At 70.0% G+C, this 20577-nt stretch carries 23 protein-coding genes and 1 tRNA gene; 7 read left to right on the top strand and 17 right to left on the bottom strand.

The window, feature by feature from the left end; translation table 11 throughout:
* Positions 1-109: 109 nt before the first annotated feature.
* The 4 genes from JOE59_RS02435 to JOE59_RS02420 form a co-directional block, all read right to left on the bottom strand.
* A complete protein-coding gene (locus JOE59_RS02435) occupies positions 110-1156 on the bottom strand; it encodes a DUF3048 domain-containing protein (RefSeq protein ID WP_204458792.1) in 1047 nt (348 codons plus the stop codon).
* Positions 1157-1233: 77 nt separating this feature from the next.
* The gene (locus JOE59_RS02430) at positions 1234-1437 is read right to left on the bottom strand and encodes a cold-shock protein (protein WP_056010420.1); all 204 of its coding nucleotides are present in this window, start codon (positions 1435-1437) and stop codon (positions 1234-1236) included.
* A 222-nt stretch (positions 1438-1659) separates the two neighbouring features.
* Positions 1660-2205 (bottom strand): LytR C-terminal domain-containing protein, encoded by a 546-nt coding sequence (locus tag JOE59_RS02425; RefSeq protein WP_204458791.1) that lies wholly within the window; start codon positions 2203-2205, stop codon positions 1660-1662.
* A 27-nt stretch (positions 2206-2232) separates the two neighbouring features.
* Positions 2233-2529 (bottom strand): DUF3263 domain-containing protein, encoded by a 297-nt coding sequence (locus tag JOE59_RS02420; protein ID WP_204458790.1) that lies wholly within the window; start codon positions 2527-2529, stop codon positions 2233-2235.
* Between the two features lie 231 nt (positions 2530-2760).
* Here JOE59_RS02420 and msrB point away from each other — a divergent pair, with 231 nt between their 5' ends.
* Positions 2761-3162 carry a peptide-methionine (R)-S-oxide reductase MsrB gene (gene msrB, locus JOE59_RS02415; protein WP_204458789.1) on the top strand — a complete coding sequence of 134 codons (402 nt, stop codon included), beginning with the start codon at positions 2761-2763 and terminating at the stop codon, positions 3160-3162.
* A gap of 24 nt (positions 3163-3186) precedes the next feature.
* Positions 3187-3717 (top strand): nitroreductase family protein, encoded by a 531-nt coding sequence (locus JOE59_RS02410; protein ID WP_204458788.1) that lies wholly within the window; start codon positions 3187-3189, stop codon positions 3715-3717.
* Here the strand turns inward: JOE59_RS02410 and JOE59_RS02405 are convergent.
* The 3 genes from JOE59_RS02405 to JOE59_RS02395 all read right to left on the bottom strand — a co-directional run bounded on the left by JOE59_RS02405 (position 3701) and on the right by JOE59_RS02395 (position 5859).
* Positions 3701-4741 (bottom strand): DMT family transporter, encoded by a 1041-nt coding sequence (locus JOE59_RS02405; protein ID WP_239560060.1) that lies wholly within the window; start codon positions 4739-4741, stop codon positions 3701-3703. The two genes, JOE59_RS02410 and JOE59_RS02405, sit on opposite strands and share 17 nt — an antisense overlap.
* A 1-nt stretch (position 4742) precedes the next feature.
* Positions 4743-4815 (bottom strand) — tRNA-Thr (locus JOE59_RS02400).
* A gap of 117 nt (positions 4816-4932) precedes the next feature.
* Positions 4933-5859 (bottom strand): DsbA family protein, encoded by a 927-nt coding sequence (locus tag JOE59_RS02395; RefSeq protein WP_204458787.1) that lies wholly within the window; start codon positions 5857-5859, stop codon positions 4933-4935.
* Between the two features lie 248 nt (positions 5860-6107).
* Between JOE59_RS02395 and JOE59_RS02390 the strand changes: the two genes are divergently transcribed.
* Both JOE59_RS02390 and JOE59_RS02385 read left to right on the top strand, forming a co-directional pair.
* Positions 6108-7208 carry an ABC transporter ATP-binding protein gene (locus tag JOE59_RS02390; RefSeq protein ID WP_204458786.1) on the top strand — a complete coding sequence of 367 codons (1101 nt, stop codon included), beginning with the start codon at positions 6108-6110 and terminating at the stop codon, positions 7206-7208.
* Positions 7209-7407: 199 nt separating this feature from the next.
* Positions 7408-8730, top strand: coding sequence for a DUF4032 domain-containing protein (locus JOE59_RS02385; RefSeq protein WP_204458785.1), 1323 nt, complete (start codon positions 7408-7410; stop codon positions 8728-8730).
* Between the two features lie 94 nt (positions 8731-8824).
* Here the strand turns inward: JOE59_RS02385 and rlmB are convergent, their stop codons facing one another.
* The 4 genes from rlmB to JOE59_RS02365 all read right to left on the bottom strand — a co-directional run bounded on the left by rlmB (position 8825) and on the right by JOE59_RS02365 (position 13121).
* A complete protein-coding gene (gene rlmB, locus JOE59_RS02380) occupies positions 8825-9847 on the bottom strand; it encodes a 23S rRNA (guanosine(2251)-2'-O)-methyltransferase RlmB (RefSeq protein ID WP_204458784.1) in 1023 nt (340 codons plus the stop codon).
* On the bottom strand, positions 9844-11268 hold the full coding sequence (gene cysS, locus JOE59_RS02375) for a cysteine--tRNA ligase (protein ID WP_204458783.1): 1425 nt from the start codon (positions 11266-11268) through the stop codon (positions 9844-9846). Before cysS ends, rlmB begins: the two co-directional genes overlap by 4 nt.
* A gap of 45 nt (positions 11269-11313) precedes the next feature.
* Complete coding sequence (gene ispD, locus JOE59_RS02370) at positions 11314-12504, bottom strand: 2-C-methyl-D-erythritol 4-phosphate cytidylyltransferase (RefSeq protein ID WP_307836920.1); 1191 nt, start codon at positions 12502-12504, stop codon at positions 11314-11316.
* Positions 12505-12638: 134 nt separating this feature from the next.
* Positions 12639-13121 (bottom strand): CarD family transcriptional regulator, encoded by a 483-nt coding sequence (locus JOE59_RS02365; RefSeq protein ID WP_022889889.1) that lies wholly within the window; start codon positions 13119-13121, stop codon positions 12639-12641.
* Between the two features lie 157 nt (positions 13122-13278).
* Here JOE59_RS02365 and JOE59_RS02360 point away from each other — a divergent pair, with 157 nt between their 5' ends.
* The gene (locus tag JOE59_RS02360) at positions 13279-13761 is read left to right on the top strand and encodes a hypothetical protein (protein ID WP_204458782.1); all 483 of its coding nucleotides are present in this window, start codon (positions 13279-13281) and stop codon (positions 13759-13761) included.
* A 112-nt stretch (positions 13762-13873) separates the two neighbouring features.
* Here the strand turns inward: JOE59_RS02360 and JOE59_RS02355 are convergent, their stop codons facing one another.
* Both JOE59_RS02355 and JOE59_RS02350 read right to left on the bottom strand, forming a co-directional pair.
* Positions 13874-14554 carry a winged helix-turn-helix domain-containing protein gene (locus JOE59_RS02355; RefSeq protein ID WP_056652583.1) on the bottom strand — a complete coding sequence of 227 codons (681 nt, stop codon included), beginning with the start codon at positions 14552-14554 and terminating at the stop codon, positions 13874-13876.
* Positions 14551-15843 carry a sensor histidine kinase gene (locus JOE59_RS02350; protein ID WP_204458781.1) on the bottom strand — a complete coding sequence of 431 codons (1293 nt, stop codon included), beginning with the start codon at positions 15841-15843 and terminating at the stop codon, positions 14551-14553. Before JOE59_RS02350 ends, JOE59_RS02355 begins: the two co-directional genes overlap by 4 nt.
* A 184-nt stretch (positions 15844-16027) precedes the next feature.
* Here JOE59_RS02350 and phoU point away from each other — a divergent pair, with 184 nt between their 5' ends.
* The gene (gene phoU / locus JOE59_RS02345; RefSeq protein WP_074258381.1) at positions 16028-16687 is read left to right on the top strand and encodes a phosphate signaling complex protein PhoU; all 660 of its coding nucleotides are present in this window, start codon (positions 16028-16030) and stop codon (positions 16685-16687) included.
* 85 nt (positions 16688-16772) lie between these two features.
* Here phoU and JOE59_RS02340 read toward each other — a convergent pair whose 3' ends face one another.
* The 4 genes from JOE59_RS02340 to JOE59_RS02325 all read right to left on the bottom strand — a co-directional run bounded on the left by JOE59_RS02340 (position 16773) and on the right by JOE59_RS02325 (position 19802).
* A complete protein-coding gene (locus JOE59_RS02340; RefSeq protein WP_204458780.1) occupies positions 16773-17519 on the bottom strand; it encodes a phosphoglyceromutase in 747 nt (248 codons plus the stop codon).
* 41 nt (positions 17520-17560) lie between these two features.
* Complete coding sequence (gene ygfZ, locus JOE59_RS02335; RefSeq protein WP_204458779.1) at positions 17561-18727, bottom strand: CAF17-like 4Fe-4S cluster assembly/insertion protein YgfZ; 1167 nt, start codon at positions 18725-18727, stop codon at positions 17561-17563.
* Complete coding sequence (locus JOE59_RS02330; protein ID WP_204458778.1) at positions 18727-19335, bottom strand: nitrobindin family protein; 609 nt, start codon at positions 19333-19335, stop codon at positions 18727-18729. The genes ygfZ and JOE59_RS02330 overlap by 1 nt, the downstream gene beginning before the upstream one ends.
* Positions 19336-19490: 155 nt before the next feature.
* A complete protein-coding gene (locus JOE59_RS02325; protein ID WP_204458777.1) occupies positions 19491-19802 on the bottom strand; it encodes a hypothetical protein in 312 nt (103 codons plus the stop codon).
* A 78-nt stretch (positions 19803-19880) separates the two neighbouring features.
* Here JOE59_RS02325 and JOE59_RS02320 point away from each other — a divergent pair, with 78 nt between their 5' ends.
* The gene (locus JOE59_RS02320; protein ID WP_204458776.1) at positions 19881-20567 is read left to right on the top strand and encodes a winged helix-turn-helix transcriptional regulator; all 687 of its coding nucleotides are present in this window, start codon (positions 19881-19883) and stop codon (positions 20565-20567) included.
* Positions 20568-20577 lie beyond the last annotated feature (10 nt).

Here is a 20577-nt window from a genome sequence, read left to right as displayed (position 1 = left end):
TTCCCGGACGTCTTCAAAGATTCGTTGGGTTAGCACTCAAAACGAGTGAGTGCTAAATCGATTCTGGCACTCGACCGCCACGAGTGCAAGCGAGCCCGAGGCTGTCCGCTCAGGGCGTGAAGGTCGCAGAACCCTCGCCCGGCACGAGCTCGACCCACGTGTTGCCGGGAGCCAGCCGCAGCGGAGAACCGTCGTCGGCCGTGAGGATGATCGGCGACTCCGACGCATCCTTCGTCCAAGTGCCATGAGCCGTTCGCCCTCCGGCGGAGACCCAGGCCTCGCCCGACCCGATCATCACGGTCTTCGGCACCTCGCCGTAGCGCCAGTCGATCGCGACGCGCACGGTCACGACGTTCGTCGCCCGCACCCGCTCGCCGGACGCCTCCGTGTCGGGCGAGCCCTCCTGCGAACGCAACCAGACGGATGCCGCGGCATCCCACTCCCAACTGGGGAACCGGCCCTCGGAGAAGACGAGGTCGACGCGCGACGTCGGCACCGCGGCGAGCGCCGGGGCCGCGAGCGGATCGGCTGTGCCGTAGGCGAACTGCACGGGCGGCGGCGCGAGCGCGGCGTTGCGGGAGACCGCCTCTGCCGACTCGAGGATCACGTCGTGCGGCCCGGGCCGTTCATCGGCCCGGAAGAAGAGTCCCGTCTCGTCGTAGTCGAAGACGAGGTTCACGAGGGGCGTCGCCATCATCATCGCGACGAACTGGTCCTGGCCGCCCGAGTAGGCGATGATGCCACCGAAGGGCGAGGCGATGTCCGGATCCATGGGGCGGATCGATCGCACAGGGCCGACCTCGTCGGGGACGTCCGAATGCCAGATCGCGACGTAGCGGGTGAGACCGCCCTCGACGAGCTCCTCGAAGACGATGTCGGTGCGATTCAGGGCGATCTGCGGGCGCGCCTCTTCGTGGTTGTCGACCTTCACCGCGAGCGAGGGGTGCGCGAGCGCGGCCTCCTCTGCGGGCGTTCCGCGCAGCGGGGCGAACGAGACCGCGGCGGCCGCCGAATCGGAGGAGGGTCGTGCCTCGGCCTCGGTCGGTGCCGGAGCGGGGCGCGGCGATTGGCAGGCGGCCAGCAGCAGCGTCGCCGTGACGAGCACGGCGATGCGCGCTCCCCGCCGGAGCGGAGCCGGCTCGGCCTGCGCTGCCATGCGGTCAGCGTAGACCCGCGCACCGCCGGAGATGCGAGAGCGCGCCGCCGGAGCGGCGGCGCGCCCGCGAATCGACGTCAGGCCGGGCGGACGCCTTCGGCCTGCGGCCCCTTGGAACCGGTGCCGACCTCGAAGACGACCTGCTGCCCCTCCTCGAGGACCTTGTACCCCGACATGTCGATGGCGGAGTAGTGGACGAAGACGTCCTGGCCCCCCTCATCGACGGTGATGAATCCGTAGCCCTTTTCAGCGTTGAACCACTTGACGGTTCCGTTCGCCATGCGTTGCTCCCATGTTGCCGTGTCCGATCAGCACCCGCCCGTGGCCCGTGCCGGACCGCCCTCTCGCGAACAGGGTGCCAGGGACGGAACCGTGCGCTCGCGCTTGAGAGCGGCCGAAACCAGATACTCACGACAGGGCGTTCGTGCACAAGGGCCTGCGGAGCGGTGCGGATATCGGAATGGCAACGATTCGGGTCGCGCCCGAGGGGCGGCGCGGGTCGATCAGCCCGCCGTGGCCTCGGCATAGTCGGAGCCGAGCACGACGACGAGCTGGTTGCCGGTGGCGGCGAACTGCTCGGACATCCGCACATCGGCCTCGGGCAGGAACTGCGCGACACCGCGAGCAGCGCCCTCGAGTTCGGGGGTCGCGTAGTAGACGACGGTCTCGGTGAGCGTCTCATCGCTCGCGTTCGCCGCCGACCCCACGGGAACCCCGTTGGCCGTGAGCGTCTCCGACGCCTTCGCCGCCAGTCCGGCCGTCGCGGTGCCGTTCAGCACGAGCACGGGGATGTCGGGGGCGATCACGGGTTCGGCGGTGACGACCGGCGTCGCGCTCGGGGTCGAGACCGGTGCCTCGCCGAAGTTCAGCCGGTCGTTGAAGACCATGACGCCGCCGATGCCGACCGCGGCGAGCACCACCGTCGCCAGTGCCGCCCAGCCGAAGGTGATCCATCCGGCTCCACGGCGCGCCGGGGCGCGATGCGCACCGACCCGGTCGATGCCGTGCGGGATCGAGTCGAAGCGATCGCGGGGGAACTTCTGCGCCATGGGTCCAGTCGTCTGTCGGGGCCGGGCTCAGTCGAGCGGTCGGCCGATCGAGAGCGAACGACGCGTCCGCGCCGCTGCACGAGCCGCACGCATCCGCTGCAGGCGTTTGACCAGCATCGGGTCGTGCCTCAGCGCTGCCGGTGAATCGATGAGCTCGCCGAGGATCCGATAGTAGCGGGCGGCGGAGATGCCGAACTCGTCGCGGATCGCCTCCGCCTTCGCGCCGGGATGCTGCCACGCGCGCGACTCGAAGGCGAGCACCCGGGCGTCGCGCTCGTCGAGCTCCGATTCGACGGAACGGTGCGGCAGGCGCTCGGCGCTCATCGGACCTCCCGTTCGAGGCGAGCCGGATGCACCGCCTGCACGTCATCCTAGACACCGGTGCCTCTGCGGGAGCCGAGTGCCGGCGGCGTGTGCCGGTCCGTATGCGGCCCGGGATCTCGCGTCGATGCCGCGGAACACCGGAGCAGGGCACCGCGTTGCACCCCATGTCGGAACCCACAGGCGAACCTGCGACCATGGAGGGCACCGACGCGAGCACAGGGAGGACGCTTCATGGCGTACAACGTGGACAAGACCGACGACGAGTGGCGCGCCGAACTCGGCGACGAGCAGTACGCGGTGCTCCGCGAGGCCGCGACCGAGCGCCCGTGGACGGGCGAGCTGCTCGACGAGGAGCGTGCCGGCGTCTACTCCTGCGCCGCCTGCGGCGCCGAACTGTTCCAGAGCGGCACGAAGTTCGACTCGGGCTGCGGCTGGCCGAGCTTCTACGAGTCGGTGCGCCCCGAGGCCGTCCAGCTCATCGAGGACTCCTCGCTCGGCATGGTGCGCACCGAGGTGCGCTGCGCGAACTGCGGCTCGCACCTGGGCCACGTCTTCCCCGACGGCTTCGGCACGCCCACCGGCGACCGGTACTGCATGAACTCGATCGCCCTCGACTTCTCCGCCGAGTCCTGAGTGGCGCGGCCTGTTCGGGAGGCGATGCTCGCGAGGCGTTCGACCCCCAAGGTCACGGATGCCGCACCCGACGACGCTGAGATCCTCGACCTGCTCGAGGTGGCCGCCCGGGTCGCCGACCACGCCGCGCTGCGGCCGTGGCGGGTGATCGCGTTGCGCGGCGAAGCACGGAACCGCCTCGGTGACGCGCTCGCCGCGGCCTCGGGCCTCGGCGGTGAGCAGAGCGCCCGCCTCGCGGCCAAGCCGCTGCGCGCATCGCTGCTGCTCGCGATCGTCGCGACCACGACACGGCACTTCAAGGTCCCCGCGTGGGAGCAGGAGGCGGTCGCCGCAGGCGTCGCCCACCAGTTGAGCCTGCTCCTCGACGACGCCGGGTGGGGCGTCATGTGGCGCAGTGGGCCGCACACGAGGCATCCGCTCGTCGCCGAGATGCACCGCCTCGCCGACGGCGAGCAGCTGCTCGGCTGGCTCTACGTCGGCGGCGTGCCCGACGGCACGCGACCGGATCGGGGCCCTGAGGTCGACGCGGCCTCGAGGTTCAGCTCGCTGCAGTGACCTCTGCCGGCGCCAGCGCATGCTTGCGCCGACCCCATCGGATCGAAGCGACCACCACGGCGACGAGGGCGAGCACGGTGCCGCCGATGGTCGCGATGCCGACCGGCTCATCGGCCGTGGGCAGCATCAGGTCGAGCGCGAGGGCCGCGACGAGTTGCCCTGCGACGCCGCAGAGGGCGAGCAGCAGCACGCCGAGTCGCCGCACGAGCATCGCCTGCCCGGCGATGAAGATGCAGCCGAGCGCCCCACCCGTGTAGAGCCAGGGTTCGGCGGGCAGCGCGGTCGGCCAGCCTGCGGATGCCGCGTGCACGAGCATCACCACGACGAGCGCCGTCGTTCCGACCGCGAAGTTGACCACCGTCGCGGTGAGCGCGCTGTCGGCGACCGCCTTGACCCGCCCGTTCACCGCCTGCTGCCACGACGCGCCGACGCCCGCGATGAACGGCAGCACCATGAGCAGGATCGGGGCATCGCCGGTGAGCTGCGCCGACACGGCCCAGCCGATCGCCGCGAGGGCGAGCACGGCGCCGACCACGCGTGTCGTGCTGAGCGGTCGGCGCCCGCCCGGGCCGAGCCCGATGACGTCGAACACGATGCCGCCCACCGTCTGGCCCGCGACGATCGCGATCGTGAACAGGGCGACGCCGATGATGCCGGCCGAGAGGCCCTGCGTCGTCACGAACCAGGCGCCCGCGAGCCCGCCGAGCACCATCCACCACGGAAGCGCCCGGGCGCGCAGCGCCTCGCCGACCTTCGCGAGCCCGATTCGTCCCGGTTTCCACATGGTGAGCACGACGAGCAGGATCACGAGCCCGCTCCCGAAGGAGATCGCGGCGGCGACGTACGGGTCGTCGAGCGCCACCGCGAGCTGCCCGTTGACGCGCGACTGCAACGCGGTGCCCGCGCCGAACAGCAGTGCGAGCACGAGCGCGATCCAGATCGGGATTCGCGATTGCTCGACGTGCTGGTGGTGATGGGTTCCGGTGCCCGCCGAGGGCGGTTGCTGGGCTGCGTGCTGAGTCAAGAGCCGGCTGCGGGACTCGAACCCGCAACCACCGCTTTACAAGAGCGGTGCGCTACCAATTGCGCCAAGCCGGCGAGGGGATGCCTCGACCACATCCTACCGATCACCGAGCGGCGGTCCGGCATGCCGTCGCGGTCGCCGAACGCACGAAGGCCCGGCACTCGGCCGGGCCTTCGCAGCGATCTCGCGCGCTACGGCGCCGGAGTGGGCGTCGGCGAGGGGGTCGAGGTCGACTCCGAGAAGGTCTCGCCGGTCGCCTGCAGCACGAACGACTGGAACTCTGCGGGGTCGGTCAGCGAGCCCTCGTACTGCTTGCCGTTCACGAGCACGGTCGGGGTGCCCTTGATCGCCTCGAGGTCGGAGTTCGGCACCGGCTCGGTCAGCGCGCGCGTCGTGGCATCCTGCACCCACTTCTTGAAGGTGGTGTCATCGATGCACTGCTCGATCGTCGACAGCGAGCTCACACCCGCCTTCTTGGCGAGCGACTTGATCTCGGCGTTGTTGAGGCCGACGGAGGTCTCCTCGGGCTGGTTCTCGAACAGCAGCGCGTTGAAGTCGAAGAACGACTCGGGCGAGGTGTTCGCCACGCAGGCCGCCGCGTTCGCCGCGCGCAGCGAGTACTGCGTTCCGGCGGACTTGTTGGTCAGCAGGGCGATGGGGTGGACCTCGAGCGTCGCCGCTCCGGACTCGACCATCGTTCGGATGGAGTCGGCGTTCGTCGTCTCGAACTGGCCGCAGAACGGGCACAGGTAGTCGATGTACGTGACGATGTTCGCCACGGTGCCGCTGTCGTCGGGCACCGTGGGGGTGGGCGTCGCACCGGCGGCCAGCGCCGGGGTCTCGGTCGGGGTGATCACGCCGTCGACGCCGGTGAGCAGGATGCCGTCACTCGCCATGTTGGCCGGGCCGGGGCCGTCGGGCTTGATGTTGTTGAAGATCAGGCCGCCGATGAGCGCTGCGATCGCGACCACGGCGACGATGACGCCGCCCTGGATCAGCCACTTGTTTCGTCGCTCTCGCTTCTTCTGCTCCTCGCGGAGCACCCGGGCCTTCTCGCGCGCGGCTTCGCGCTGCTCGTTACGGGTGGGGCGTGGCTGATTCGATCCGCCGTTGCTCATCGATGGTCACTCCGGTCGCTGTGTGGGCGCGCATGTATGCATGCGGACGCACACACGATAGTAGGGACGATGGCTGTGAAACACCCAAACGGATTCCGCGAGCCGGCCGGATCCGAGCTGAGTGCCGCTGTCCGCCCGCGTGCGGAGCACCCGGTCGCGCGTGCGATACTGAGGGGGCGTCAGCGTCGACGCAGTCCATCACTACGGATCGTCCGGCACGTACCTGCCGGTGAAGGAGAAACACGAAAATGGCGTCAGTCACGTTCGACAAGGCAACCCGCCTCTACCCCGGCGGCACCCGCCCCGCCGTCGACCAGCTCGACCTCGAGGTCGCAGACGGCGAGTTCCTCGTCCTCGTCGGCCCCTCCGGTTGCGGCAAGTCGACCTCGCTCCGCATGCTCGCGGGCCTCGAAGAGGTCAACGACGGCAACATCTTCATCGGCGACCGCAACGTCACCGACGTGCCGCCGAAAGACCGCGACATCGCCATGGTCTTCCAGAACTACGCGCTCTACCCGCACATGACCGTCGCCGAGAACATGGGCTTCGCCCTGAAGATCGCCGGCGTCGGCAAGGAGGAGCGCGCAGCTCGCGTGCTCGAAGCCGCGAAGCTCCTCGACCTCGAGCCCTACCTGGCCCGCAAGCCGAAGGCGCTCTCGGGCGGCCAGCGTCAGCGCGTCGCCATGGGCCGCGCCATCGTCCGTCAGCCCCAGGTCTTCCTCATGGACGAGCCGCTGTCGAACCTCGACGCCAAGCTCCGCGTGCAGACCCGCACCCAGATCGCGTCGCTCCAGCGCCGCCTCGGGGTCACGACCGTATACGTCACGCACGACCAGACCGAGGCCCTCACCATGGGTGACCGCATCGCTGTGCTGAAGGACGGCCTGCTGCAGCAGGTCGGCACCCCGCGCGACCTCTACGAGAAGCCCAACAACGTGTTCGTCGCCGGCTTCATCGGCTCGCCCGCGATGAACCTCTTCCACGCCGACCTCGTCGACGACGGCGTGCTGTTCGGCACCGCCACCGTTCCGGTCGACCGCGAGACGCTCGCCCAGTCGAGCGGCAAGGTCGCCACCATCGGCGTGCGCCCCGAAGACATCACCGTCTCCCCCGTCCAGGGCGAAGGCCTCGCGGTCGAGGTCGACCTCGTCGAGGAGCTCGGTGCCGACGGCTACCTCTACGGCCACTCCATGGTCGAGGGCAAGCGCACCGACATCGTCGCCCGCGTCGACGGTCGCATGCACCCGAGCGCCGGTGACAAGGTCTACCTGACCGCGACGCCGCACCACGTGCACCTCTTCGACGTCGAGTCCGGCGAGCGCCTCGGCAACAAGGCCGTGGTCGCCTGACCAACCCTGTCGATCGGTGATGCCGGCCGGGCTCCTGCCCGGCCGGCATCGCCGTATCCGCGGGAGGCATCCGATCACGACGACTCTCCATCACGTCGTTTCGATGCAGCCCGACCCGACTACGCTGAGGCACACATGAGCGGATCACTCTCCATCACGTCGTTTCGATGCAGCCCGACCCGACTACGCTGAGGCACACATGAGCGGATCACTCTCCATCACGTCGGCCATGGCCGATCCGGCACTCCTCGACCTTCCGTGGGAACTGCCGCTCGAGGCCTGGCCGAACGACACGATCGCGGCGCTGCCGAAGGGCATCTCGCGCCACCTCGTGCGCTTCGCGCACCTCGGCGCGCACATCGTGGCGATCAAGGAGACGACGGCCGAGATGGCCAAGGGCGAGTACGAGATGCTGCGCACCCTGCAGCGGCTCGACATCCCCTGCGTCGACCCGGTCGCCGTCATCACCAATCGCACCGACGACGAGGGCGATGCGCTGAAGCCCGTGCTCGTCACCCGGCACCTGCGGTTCTCGCTCCCCTATCGGGCGCTGTTCTCGCAGACGTTGCGTCCCGATACCGCGACACGACTCGTCGACGCCCTCGCGGTGCTGCTCGTGCGCTTGCACATCGTGGGCTTCTTCTGGGGCGACGTGTCGCTGTCGAACACCCTCTTCCGCCGCGACGCCGGCGCCTTCGCCGCATACCTCGTCGATGCCGAGACGGGCAAGCTCTACGAGGGCGGCCTCTCGAACGGGCAGCGCGAGAACGACCTCGAGATCGCCCGGGTCAACATCGCCGGCGAGCTCCTCGACCTCGAGGCGGGCGGCAAGGTCGCCGACGAACTCGACCCGGTCAACATCTCGAACGGCATCGTCGAGGCCTACCGCAGCCTCTGGCTCGAGCTCACCGGCTCCGAGTCGTTCTCGAGCGCCGAGCGCTGGCGCATCAACGAACGCGTGAACCGGCTGAACGAACTCGGCTTCGACATCGAAGAGCTCGCGATCAAGACGGATGACTCGGGCACGACCGTGCGCATCCAGCCGAAGGTCGTCGACGCCGGCCACCACCAGCGCCGCCTGCTGCGGTTGACCGGTCTCGACGCCGGCGAGAACCAGGCGCGACGACTGCTGAACGACCTCGACTCCTATCGGGCGGCGTACGACAAGTCCGACCTCGACGAGGAGATGGTCGCCCACGAATGGCTCATGCGGGTGTTCGAACCCGTCGTGCGGGCGATTCCGCGGGAGCTCCGCGGAAAGCTCGAACCGGCCGAGGTCTTCCACCAGCTGCTCGACCACCGCTGGTTCCTCGCGCAGCAGGTGGGCCACGACATCCCGCTCGCCGAGGCGGTGAGCTCGTACATCAACACGGTGCTGCGCCATCGGCGCGACGAGGCGACCGTGATCGGCCCGCCGACCGGCGCGTTCACGTCGCCGATCGAGACGATTCCGTCGACCGACACCGCGGCGTTCGCCGCACTCGACCCCGACGACGACGGCGACTGGCGCGCGAACGTCTGATCGCGGCATCCGCCCGCCGCCGCCACGCCAGAGCTGCACGCGCGATCCCGGGGAACGCCGACGGACTGCTGCCCGCCGGCGTCACCGAGAAGCCTCAGCCGTCGGCGCGGAGCTTCGAGATCTCGTAGAGCGTGACGGATGCCGCGATGCCGGCGTTCAGCGACTCGGTCGAGGCCGAGATCGGGATCGACACGATCGCATCGCACGTCTCGGCGACGAGGCGCGAGAGTCCCTTGCCCTCACTGCCGACCACGATCACGATCGGGCGGTCGGCCCAGCTGAGTCCGGGGAGCGACACGTCGCCGCCGCCGTCGAGGCCGAGCACGAAGACGCCGCGCTCCTTGAGCGCCTTGAGGGTCTGCGTGAGGTTCGGCGCCATCGCGACGGGCACGCGAGCCGCGGCACCGGCAGAGGTCTTCCATGCGGCCGCGTTCACGCCGACCGAGCGGCGCTGCGGCACGATGACGCCCTGGCCGCCGAACGCGCCGGTCGAGCGCAGGATCGCGCCGAGGTTGCGCGGGTCGGTGATGCCGTCGAGCGCCACGAAGAGCGGCGTCTCGTCGCGGGCGAGCACCTCGTCGAGCAGTTCGATGGGGTGCGCGTACTCGTACGGCGGCACCTTGAGCGCGAGGCCCTGGTGCACGCCGCCCTCGCCGGCGAGCCGGTCGAGTTCGGGGCGCATGACCTCGAGGATCGGGATGCCGCGATTGGTCGCGACCTTCATGGCCTCGCGCACCCGGTCGTCCATCTCGACGCGCGCGGCGACGTAGAGGGTCGTGGCGGGGATGCGCGCCCGAAGCGCCTCGACGACCGAGTTGCGGCCGGTCACGATCTCGGACTCGTCGCCCGTCTTCGCCCGTCGGGCTGCGCCGGAGGCACCGCGCGGGGCACCGGGGCGCTGGCCCGAACCCTGTCCGGCGACGCGCTTGCCGCCGGTCGCTGCGTAGCGCTCCTGCGCCGCCTTCTTCTTGCCTGCGGGGTGCCAGGCACGGTCTTCGGCCTTCGGCGTCGGCCCCTTGCCTTCGAGGGCCTGTCGGCCCTGGCCGCCCGAGCCGACCTGCTTGTTCTTCGCCTTCCGCACGGCTCCGGCGCGCGACTTGCCGCTGCTGCCCTTCATAGTCCCAAGCTCCAATGCGTTCCGGTAGAACTGTCTTCGATGGTGATGCCCGCTGCCGAGAGTTCGGCACGGATCCGGTCTGCGGCAGCGTAGTCCCTCGACTCGCGCGCAGCCTGTCGGTCTTCGATGAGGCGCGTGACGAGCGCCTCGAGTGCGGATGCCGCGGGGCCGGAGTCGGCCGTCGCCCAGTGCGGGTCGCGCGGGTCGATGCCGAGCACTTCGACCATGGCCGAGACCTGGCCGTGCGCGACGGCGGCATCGTGCAGCTCTTCGGCGTCGAGCGCCTGGTTGCCGGCGCGCACGGTGTCGTGCAGCACTGCGAGCGCCTGGGGCACGCCGAGGTCGTCGTCCATCGCCGCGGCGAACGCGTCGGGGAGGACCGGGGCGCCGACACCAGCGAACCTGGTACCGGCGAGGCGCCGTTCGACCCTGGAGAGGAAGCCGCGGATGCGATCGACCGCCGCCTCGGCCTCAGCGAGCGAGCCGGGCGCGTAGTCGAGCGTCGAGCGGTAGTGCGCCGCACCCAGGAGGTAGCGCACGGCGAGCGGCGAGGCGAGTTCGAACAGCTCGACGGCGTAGACGGAGTTGCCGAGCGACTTCGACATCTTCTGCCCGCCGATGTTCACGAGGCCGTTGTGCACCCAGTACCGCGCGAACGCGTCGCCCGCGGCCGCGGACTGGGCGAGTTCGTTCTCGTGGTGCGGGAACCGCAGGTCGAGTCCGCCGCCGTGGATGTCGAACTCGGAGCCGAGGTAGCGGGTCACCATCGCCGAGCACTCGATGTGCCAGCCGGGCCGTCCGTCGCCCCAGGGCGACTTCCATGACGCGGACTCGGGCTCCTCGGGCTTTCGCCCCTTCCAGAGTGCGAAGTCGCGCGGGTCGCGCTTGCCGCGCGGATCGGCGTCGGCCGCGGCCTCCATGTTGTCGCGCTGCTGCCGGGTGAGTTCGCCATATGCCGGCCAGCTCGCGGTGTCGAAGTAGACGTCGCCCGAGGCATCCGGAGCGGCGTATGCGTGACCACGCTCGATCAGCCGCGCGATGAGCTCGACCATCTGCTGCACGCTCGCAGTCGCCCGCGGCTCGTACGTGGGAGCCAAGATGCCGAGCGAGGTATAGGCGGCGGTGAACTCGAGCTCGACGCGGTAGGCCAGGGCCCACCAGGGCTCGTCGGTGCCGTTGTCGGTCGCCGCGTTCAGGATCTTGTCGTCGATGTCGGTGACGTTGCGCACGAACACGACGTCGTTGCCCTGCTGGGCGAACCAACGACGCATGATGTCGTAGACGAGGGCGCTGCGCAGGTGCCCGATGTGGGGACTCGACTGCACGGTCGGACCGCAGACGTACATGCCGACGCGCCCATCGCGCAGGGGCGCGAAGTCGCGCAGGGCCTGGGCCTTCGAGTCGTAGAGTCGCACGGTCACCCGCCAAGCCTACCGGCCGGGCGTGTCAGCCCCCCGCGCGATGACTCAGCTGCGCGGAAGGAGCATCGCGGTGGCGATCGCGGCGACGCCCTCGCCGCGGCCGGTGAACCCGAGCGCGTCGCTCGTGGTCGCGGCGACGCTCACGGGCGCGTCGAGGATTCGGGACAGCAGCGCCTCGGCTTCGGCGCGACGCGGCGCGAGCTTCGGACGATTGCCGACGATCTGCACGGTCACGTTGCCGACTCGCCAGCCCGCAGCCTCGACGAGTCGCCGGGTCTCGGCGAGGAAGATCTCGCCGTGGGCGCCCGCGAAGCGCGCGTCTGCCGTGCCGAACACCTGGCCGACGTCGCCGAGGCCCGCTGCGGCGAGCAGGGAATCGCAGATCGCGTGCGCCGCGGCATCGCCGTCGGAGTGCCCCGAGAGGCCGCGTTCGCCCGGCCACTCGAGGCCGGCCAGCCAGAGCGGCGTCGCCGCGTCCTCGGCGAAGGCGTGCACGTCGGTGCCGGTGCCGACCCTGGGTGCCGCGGCGCCGCGCGACGCCTGCGCGGCGCGCTCGGCGACGAACTGTTCGGCACGATGCAGGTCGGCCGGCACGGTGATCTTGAACGCGCGCACGTCGCCCGGCACCGCGTCGACGACGAGCCCGGCGGATGCCACGAGCGCCGCGTCATCCGTGAACTCCTCGTGCGCCGTGGCGTAGGCGTGGTCGAGCGAGGCCCGCGGGAAGCCCTGCGGCGTCTGCACCGCCCGGAGCGCGGAGCGGTCGACCGTCTCGAGCACGCGGCCGTCGTCGGAGACGCGCTTGACCGTGTCGACGACGTCGAGCGCCGGCACGATGCCGCGTCGACGCGCGCGCACGGCGCCCACGACCTCGTCGAAGAGCAGGGCAGGGGCGAGCGCGCGCGCGGCGTCGTGCACGAGCACGGTGTCGACCGAGGCGGGGAGCACGGCGAGCCCGCCGGCGACCGACTCCTGCCGGGTCGCGCCGCCGGCGACGACGACGATCTCCGCGGCAGCGGCCTCGGCGACCGGGGCGAAGTGCGATCGGGTCGACTCGACGCGGTCGGCCGGCACCACGAGCACGAGGTGCGGGGTCTCACGCATGCCGAGCACGGAATCGACGGCGACCGAGAGCACCGTGCCCGAGCCGAGCGGCACGAAGGCCTTGGGCTCGGCATGGCCGAGCCGGGTGCCGCTGCCCGCGGCGACGACGATGACGGCGATCGCTGAACTCACGGTTCGAGCGTAGTCGCGCCGTGGCCGGGCGGAGGCGGGGAACGGACGTCTGCGCGGCGCACGGCTCCCCCGGACCGGCCCGGATACGACGAACGGCGGGTGCATGGGCACCCGCCGTTCGTGTGGAACTCCCGCTAAGAGGCGAGGACCTCGTCGAGCACGGTCGAGGCCGCCTCTTCGTCGGTCTTCTCCGCGAGCGCGAGCTCGGAGATGAGAATCTGGCGCGCCTTGGCGAGCATTCGCTTCTCGCCTGCAGAGAGCCCGCGGTCCTGATCGCGGCGCCAGAGGTCGCGAACGACCTCTGAGACCTTGATCACGTCACCCGATGCGAGCTTCTCGAGATTCGCCTTGTAGCGACGCGACCAGTTGGTCGGCTCCTCGGTGAAGGGGGCACGCAGCACCTCGAAGACCTTGTCGAGGCCCTCTTTGCCGATGACGTCGCGAACGCCGACCAGGTCGACGTTCTCAGCGGGCACCTCGATGACGAGGTCTCCCTGCGTGACGTTCAGCTTGAGGTAGAGCTTCTCTTCACCCTTGATGATGCGTTTCTTGACCTCGGTGATCGTTGCGGCACCGTGGTGGGGGTAAACGACGGTTTCGCCAACCTCAAAAAGCATGAATAGATGTCCTTTCGGCAACTATCAGGATATCACATTCGGGATCATGCTAAGGTTCCGCCCCCTCTCGAGGCGGGCGCTGCTCGTAGGATATGCTCGGTTCGTTCCCTTCGCGCCCGGGCCTCTGCTCGTGCGCGACCACGCACTTGGAGGTTCTGTGAAGGCGCGTCTCGCGGCATCCGCTGCTCTGGCCCTCGGCATCGCGCTCGGCGCGAGCGGCTGCTCGATGGTCACCTACCAGGCGACGACCGAGCACTACGACGCGAGCGACGGCGTCTCCGTCGACGTCGGCGAGCTCGACCTCCGCAACGTCCTCGTCGTCTCCGACGACGGCGTCGAGGGCACGCTCGTCATGACGGTCGTCAACAACGGCACCGAAGACGTCTCCCTCCATGTGCAGTTCGGCACCGGTGGCGGCGGCGACCACACCATCGAGGTCGAGGCCGGCTCCGAAGTGGCGTTCGGCGTCGACGCGGTGGAGGGCACCGACGAGGTCGAGCCCATCGTCCTCGAGGACATCGACACGCTTCCCGGGGCCTTCCTGCCCATGTTCTTCGAGTACTCGGGCGCCGAGGGCGTCGAGAAGCTCGTCCCGGTGCTCGACGGCCGACTCCCCGAATACGAGAACCTCGTCCCGTAGCCTCGGCGCGGCCAGCAGACGACGAACGGGTGGGATGCTCCGGCACCCACCCGTTTCGCGTGCCCGGCGACGCGAGGCCGCGCGCCGGACAAGCCGCCGGACATGCCGCCGATCAGGCCTCGAAGCGGTACCCGAGCCCGCGCACGGTGACGAGCTGCACGGGTTCCGACGGCTGCTGCTCGATCTTCGAGCGGATGCGCTTGATGTGCACGTCGAGCGTCTTCGTGTCGCCGAAGTAGTCGGAGCCCCAGACCCGGTCGATGAGCTGGCCTCGGGTGAGCACACGGCCCGGGTTGCGCATGAGCAGCTCGAGCAGCTCGAATTCCTTCAGCGGCATGGGCACGGGCTCGCCGTCGACCTCGACCGTGTGCCGGTCGACGTCCATGCGCACCCGGCCGCCCTCGATCACGGCTTCGTCGAAGTCCTCGATCTCGATGCGCCGGCGCAGCACCGCGCGGATGCGCGCGAGCAGCTCACGGGTCGAGTAGGGCTTCGTGACGTAGTCGTCGGCGCCGAGCTCAAGCCCGACGACGATGTCGATCTCGGAGTCCTTCGCCGTCAGCATGATGATCGGCACCGTCGAGCGGCTGCGGATCTCGCGGCAGACCTCGGTGCCCGGCAGTCCCGGCAGCATGAGGTCGAGGAGAACCAGGTCGGCGCCCGCCCGGTCGAAGGCCTCGACGGCCGACGGGCCGTCGGCCGCGACCTCCACCTCGTAGCCCTCTCGTTCGAGCAGGAAGCTCAGCGGGTCGCTCAGCGCGATCTCGTCTTCGACGAGCAGGATGCGGGTCACGTACGGTCTCCTCGATCGGAGGCTGCGGGTTTCGCAGCCGGTGGTACTGACGTGCGGCGCTTCGTGGAGCGCGGGTCCGCGGCATCCACTCGCCCGTCGCCGTTGCGTCCGCCGGACTCGGCGGGCGTGGCCTTCGGTTCGTCGTCGGCGCCCGGTTCGATGGCGGCCTCGGCCAGCGGCAGCCGGATCATGAAGGTCGAGCCGCGTCCGGGCTGCGACCACACCCGCACATCGCCGCCGTGGTTCTGCACGGTGTGCTTGACGATGCTGAGTCCGAGGCCCGAGCCGCCCGTGTTGCGCGAGCGCGCCTGATCGACGCGGTAGAACCGCTCGAACACCCGCTCGAGCTCGTCGGCCTCGATGCCGATGCCCTGGTCGGTGACCGCGATCTCGACGACGTCGCCGTCGACCTTCGCCCCCACACCGACACGGCCGCCGGGGTTCGAGTAGGCGATCGCGTTGGCGATGAGGTTGTGCACGGCGACGACGAGGAGTGCCCGGTCGCCGTAGACCTCGGCCTTCTTCGTCGAGGCTCGCACGGCCACCTCGACCTGCTTGGCACCGGCCACGATGCGGTTCTGGTCGACGGCGGCGGCGATGACCTGGTCGACCCGCACGAGGCGGTCGGGCCGCAGTGCGTCGCGGGCCTGCAGTCGCGAGAGCTCGATGACCTCGCTCGTGATGTGCGCGAGCCGGGCGGCCTCGACCGAGAGCCGGCCGGCGAAGCGGCGCACCTGATCGGGCTCGTCGGCCGCCTGGTCGAGCGCCTCGGCGAGCAGGCTCACCGAGGCGATCGGCGTCTTGAGCTCGTGGCTGATGTTCGCGACGAAGTCGCGCCGCACCTCGTCGAGGCGGTGCGCCTCGGTGCGATCCTCGGCGAGCAGCAGCACGAAGCGGGTGCCGAGCCGGGCGACGCGCACGTGGAGTCGCATCGTCGACTCTCCGAACGGTCCGCGAGCCAGAGTCACCTCGTCGACGAGCGGCTCGCCGCCGCGTCGAACGGATGCCGCGAGCTCGAGCAGTTCGGGATGCACGAGCGCCTGCTGGCGCACGAGCCCCATGGCGAGCGCACCGGGCGAGGCGCGGAGCACGTTGTTCGAGGGGTCGAGCACGACGCCGGCCGACTCCAGCACCTCGAGCACCTGGTCGACCCCGTCGGGGATCGTCGGTGCGACGACCTTCGCCGCGCTCGAGCCGCGGCGCTCGGCCATGTGCAGCATGACCATGAATGCGGCGCCGAGGAAGATGCCGAAGGCCAGCGCCGTGAGCACCGACCAGGTGGAGTCCATGGCACCAGACTAACGAGCCGCTCGAGGCCGATCCGCCGTTGTCCCGCTGTGCGGCGGTACGTTAACGAGTATTCAGCCTCTCGGCACCTGTTGTTCATCTTGCGCAGAGAGGATGCTCCGAGGGTCGGAATGCCCGGGCACGTCCGCGCCCGGCACGGGCCAGAACAGAGAAGGATTCGACAACATGCGTGAGGTGTTCCAGCAGGAACTGCGCGAGGTGCAGGAAGGGCTCGTCGAGCTCGCCGGTCTCGTGGCCGATTCGATCGAGAAGGCGACGCGTGCGTTCAACGAGTCCGACGTGAGCCTCGCAGAAGAGGTGATCGCCGACGATGACCGCATCGATCAGGAGACGGTCGCGCTCGACGAGCTCGCGATCACGATCCTCGCCAGGCAGCAACCGGTCGCGCGCGACCTCCGCATCGTCGTGAGCGCACTGCGGATCAGCGCGTCGCTCGAGCGCATGGGCGACATGTCGACGCACATCGCCCAGCTCGCCCGCTACCGCTTCCCCGACAAGGTCGTGCCGAAGTCGCTGCGCCCGACGTTCGCCGAGATGGGCCGCCTCGACGTCGAGATCGCCCGCCGACTCGTCGAGCTCCTGCGCACCGAAGACGTGCACCTCGCGGAGGAGATCCGCAACGAGGACGACAAGGTCGACGCCCTGCACCTGCAGGTGTTCGACAAGGTGCTCGGCGAGACGTGGAAGGGCGAGGCCGTCGACACGGTCGACGCCACCCTCGCGAGCCGGTACCACGAGCGCTTCGCCGACCACGCGGTCTCGATCGCCAAGAAGGTGCAGTACCTCGCCACCGGCGACTGGGACCCCGAGAAGTCCGCGCTCTGACGTGGGCGCTCGGTCTCGGCCGAGTGTGCGAGAAGGCCCGGCGGATGCGACATCCGCCGGGCCTTCGTCGTTCGTCTGTGCGGGGCTACTTCTTGCCCTGCGCGGCCACGGCGGCCGCGCCGGCCGCAGCAGCCTCGGGGTCGAGGTACTCGCCCGGGCCGAGCGGCATGAAGTCATCGCCGAGGCGATACACGAGCGGGATGCCGGTCGGGATGTTGAGCTCGGCGATCTCGTCGTCGCTGATGCCGTCGAGGTGCTTCACGAGGGCGCGCAGCGAGTTGCCGTGGGCGGTCACGAGCACCGTCTTGCCTGCCGCGAGGTCGGGCACGATGTCGGACTGCCAGTACGGAAGCATGCGCGCGATGACGTCTTTCAGGCACTCGGTGCGCGGCAGTTCGTCGTCGGCCAGGTTCGCGTAGCGCGGGTCGCCGACCTGCGAGTACTCGGCGTCGTCGGCCAGCACGGGCGGCGGCACGTCGAACGAGCGACGCCAGAGCTGGAACTGCTCGGGCCCGTACTTCTCGAGCGTCTCGGCCTTGTCGAGGCCCTGCAGCGCACCGTAGTGGCGCTCGTTGAGACGCCAGGAACGGCGCACGTCGATCCACGCACGGTCGGCGACGTCGAGGGCGATGTTCGCCGTCTGGATCGCGCGCGTGAGCACCGAGGTGTGCAGCACATCGGGAAGGAGGCCCGATTCGGCGAGCAGCTCGCCGGCGCGGGCCGCCTCGGCGGTGCCGAGTTCGCTGAGCCGCACGTCGACCCAACCGGTGAACAGGTTCTTCTGGTTCCATTCGCTGTTGCCGTGGCGAAGCAGCACGAGGGTGTGAGGCATGCGATCAGCCTACCGGCGCGGCATCCGTCGCCGGCGCGAGGTTACCCCTTGTGCACGCCGAGACGAGGGAGCCGCGGCACCTCGACGGCCGCGCCCGCATCGGCCGGCACGATCTCGACCTGTGCGGCCGCGATCTCGGTGCCGTGGCTCAGCACGATGAGCGGCAGGTCGGCAGGCACCGCACGCTTCACGACCGCGAGCGAGACCGGGCCGAGCTCGTGGTGCATCACCGCGGTGGTGATGCGGCCGACGACCTTGCGCTCGGGTGCTTCGCCCGCTGCAGGTTCGGGGCGCACCTTCTCGCCGACGACCTCGTCGCCCGGCGCCGGCAGCACGGTGTCGCTGCCGTCGAGGTGCAGCAGCACGAGCCTGCGCGGGGGCCGGCCGAGGTTCAGCACCTTGGCGACCGTCTCCTGGCCCTTGTAGCAGCCCTTGCCGAGATCGACCGCGCTGCGCAGCCAGTCGAGCTCGTGCGGGATGGTGCGGTCGTCGACCTCGGTCGCGAGTCGCGGGCGCCACGCGGCGACCCGGAGCGCCTCGGCCGCAAGGGAGCCCGCCGCGTCGACGGACCCCGCCCGCACGGCGGCGGCCGCTTCGGCGAGCGCGGTGCGCGGCACGATGCGTTCGATCCAGTGCCAGTCGGATGCCGGGTGGCCGGCGTCGTGGGCGTACTGGTGGCCGCCGGGGCGAGGGTGCGCCCACGGGTCGACCCAGTCGAGTGCGACGCCTGCAGGGGCGAAAGCCGGAGTCGCGGCGTCGAGCGCCGACGTCGACATGGCGCCGAGCACGGCGACGTCGCCGCTCGCGTCGGCGACCTCGACGCGCAGCATGAAGCGCATGCGATCGAGGAATGCGGCGATGCCCGCGGCCTCGTCGCCCTCGACGATGAGCCAGGTCGTCTCGCCGTCGTCGATCACGTGCGCGGCGTGCTCGACCCTGCCCGACGCGTCGAGCAGCAGCGCTTCGGTGCCCTCTCCGGGCTGCAGGCGCGCGAGCGCCTGGCTGGCCATGGAGTGCAGCCACGACAGTCGGTCGGGGCCGGTGACGGTCACGACGCCGCGGTTCGAGAGGTCGACGATCGCGTCGCCGCGCTCGAGGTGACGCTGCTCGACGATGGGGTTGCCGTAGTGACCGGCGACGCCGGTGTCGACGCCCCCGGGCGCAGCCGCGACGGCTCCGGGGAGTGCGAGGAACGGGGATTCCATCATCAGTCGACCTTCGCGAGTCTGGCCGACGCGTGGGTGCGCAGGTCTTGGCCGAGCGCGGCGATGTCCCACGCCCAGAGCAGGTGGCCGTCGACGAGACCGTAGAGGCGGGTCGCCGCGGAGTAGTCCTTCGCGCCGCTGCCCCGCATGACGGCGTCGGTCGCGAGGTCGATGCGCGGCCCCTTGACCTGGCCGAGGTAGAGCTCGCTGACTCCGCCGGGGTGCACGAGCGACACCTCGACGTCGAACCCGCCGTCGGCGTTGCGGAGCGACTCGACCGAGTCGGCGTCGGCGAATCGAGGCTCGCCGCGCGCCGGCAGCATCGCCGGACCCTGGTCGCCCTCGCCCAGTTCTCGGGCGAGGCGCCAGTAGCCGGTCTCGGTGACGAGCGGAGTCGGCTCGCCGCCTTCTTCTACCGGGAACAGCCAGGTGTACGACGTGTAGTTCAGGTGCGGCAGTCCGTCGTGGCTGAAGCTGACGCGCTGACCGAACTCGTGCGTGACCGACTCCTCGCCGGCCTTGTAGTCGATGACGCCCGATCCCTCCCAGACGCCGAGGAGCCAGGAGAGCGGCACGAGCTCTGCCGGGAGATCGACGGGCAGCTCGATCATCGCCACGTCTTCACCAGCACCTAGCGCTGGCCCTTGAAGAGCTTGTAGACGACCACTCCGCTGATCCACGCGATCGCGAGGCTCGCGAGACCGAGCAGGCCGATGAAGAGGAGTTCGAGGGCGAGCAGCTCAGACATGCTTCGAGTGTATCCCGCTCACGCGGTCGCGATGGGCGCGACCACGAGCGCGGCGATCGCGACGATCGCGGCGGCTCCGGTGATGCTCCAGCTCACGCGCAGCACGAAGCCCTCGGGACGTCGCGTCGCGAGCTGCACGATGAGCGCTCCGATCACGGATGCCGCGAGCACGATGCCGAGCGCACCGTAGACGCCGAGGCGCGACGCGTCCCCGAACCAGGCCGCGGTCCCGGAGTAGGCCAGCGTCACGATCACGATCGACCCGATGAGCGCGATCGCCCAGACGACGGCGATCCCGAGCCATCCGCTGCTCGTCTCGGTCTGGTCCAAGTCGTCTCCCCATTCGTGTCGCGGTGCGCGTCTCCGCGTCCCGTAGTATTGACCGCACCTTACTACTGGAGGGTATGCGTGGCGCAGCTGCTGATCTTGTCGCCGGCAGCAAACGATGACGTTCTTCCGGCTCTGTCACTCCTGACTCACCGAACCCGGGTCATTCCCGCTTCGCCTGAGCAGCTGGTCAGAGCGCCGGAATCAGATCTCGTCTTCCTCGATGCCCGCACCAATCTGGCCGGCGCGAAGGCGCTCTCGCAGATTCTCCGCACGACCGGCCTCTCGGTGCCGCTCCTGCTCATCGTCACCGAAGGCGGGCTCACCGCCGTCACGCCCGACTGGGGCATCGATGATGTCGTGCTCGAACACGCCGGGCCGGCCGAGCTCGACGCACGCATCCGACTCGCGATCGGGCGCTCGCAGTCGTCGCAGCCGAGCGAGCGCATCCAGACATCCGGCGTCGTGATCGACGAGGCGAGCTACTCCGCGAAGGTGCACGGTCGCACGCTCGACCTCACCTACAAGGAGTTCGAGCTGCTCCGCTTCCTCGCCGCCCATCCCTCGCGCGTCTTCACCCGCGAACAGCTGCTCAGCGAGGTCTGGGGCTACGACTACTTCGGCGGCACCCGCACTGTCGACGTGCACGTGCGACGGCTTCGGGCCAAGCTCGGCGACCTCGACAGCCTGATCGGCACGGTGCGCAACGTCGGCTACCGCTTCAACGTGCATGAAGACGACGAGGACGCCCCCGTCACCGCACGTTGACCCGCACCTC

The organism is Agromyces cerinus (genome assembly GCF_016907835.1).
GTDB classification, from domain to species: domain Bacteria; phylum Actinomycetota; class Actinomycetes; order Actinomycetales; family Microbacteriaceae; genus Agromyces; species Agromyces nitratus.
Note: the sequence above shows the minus strand (reverse complement) of the source record. Positions and strands in the feature narration are given on the sequence as shown.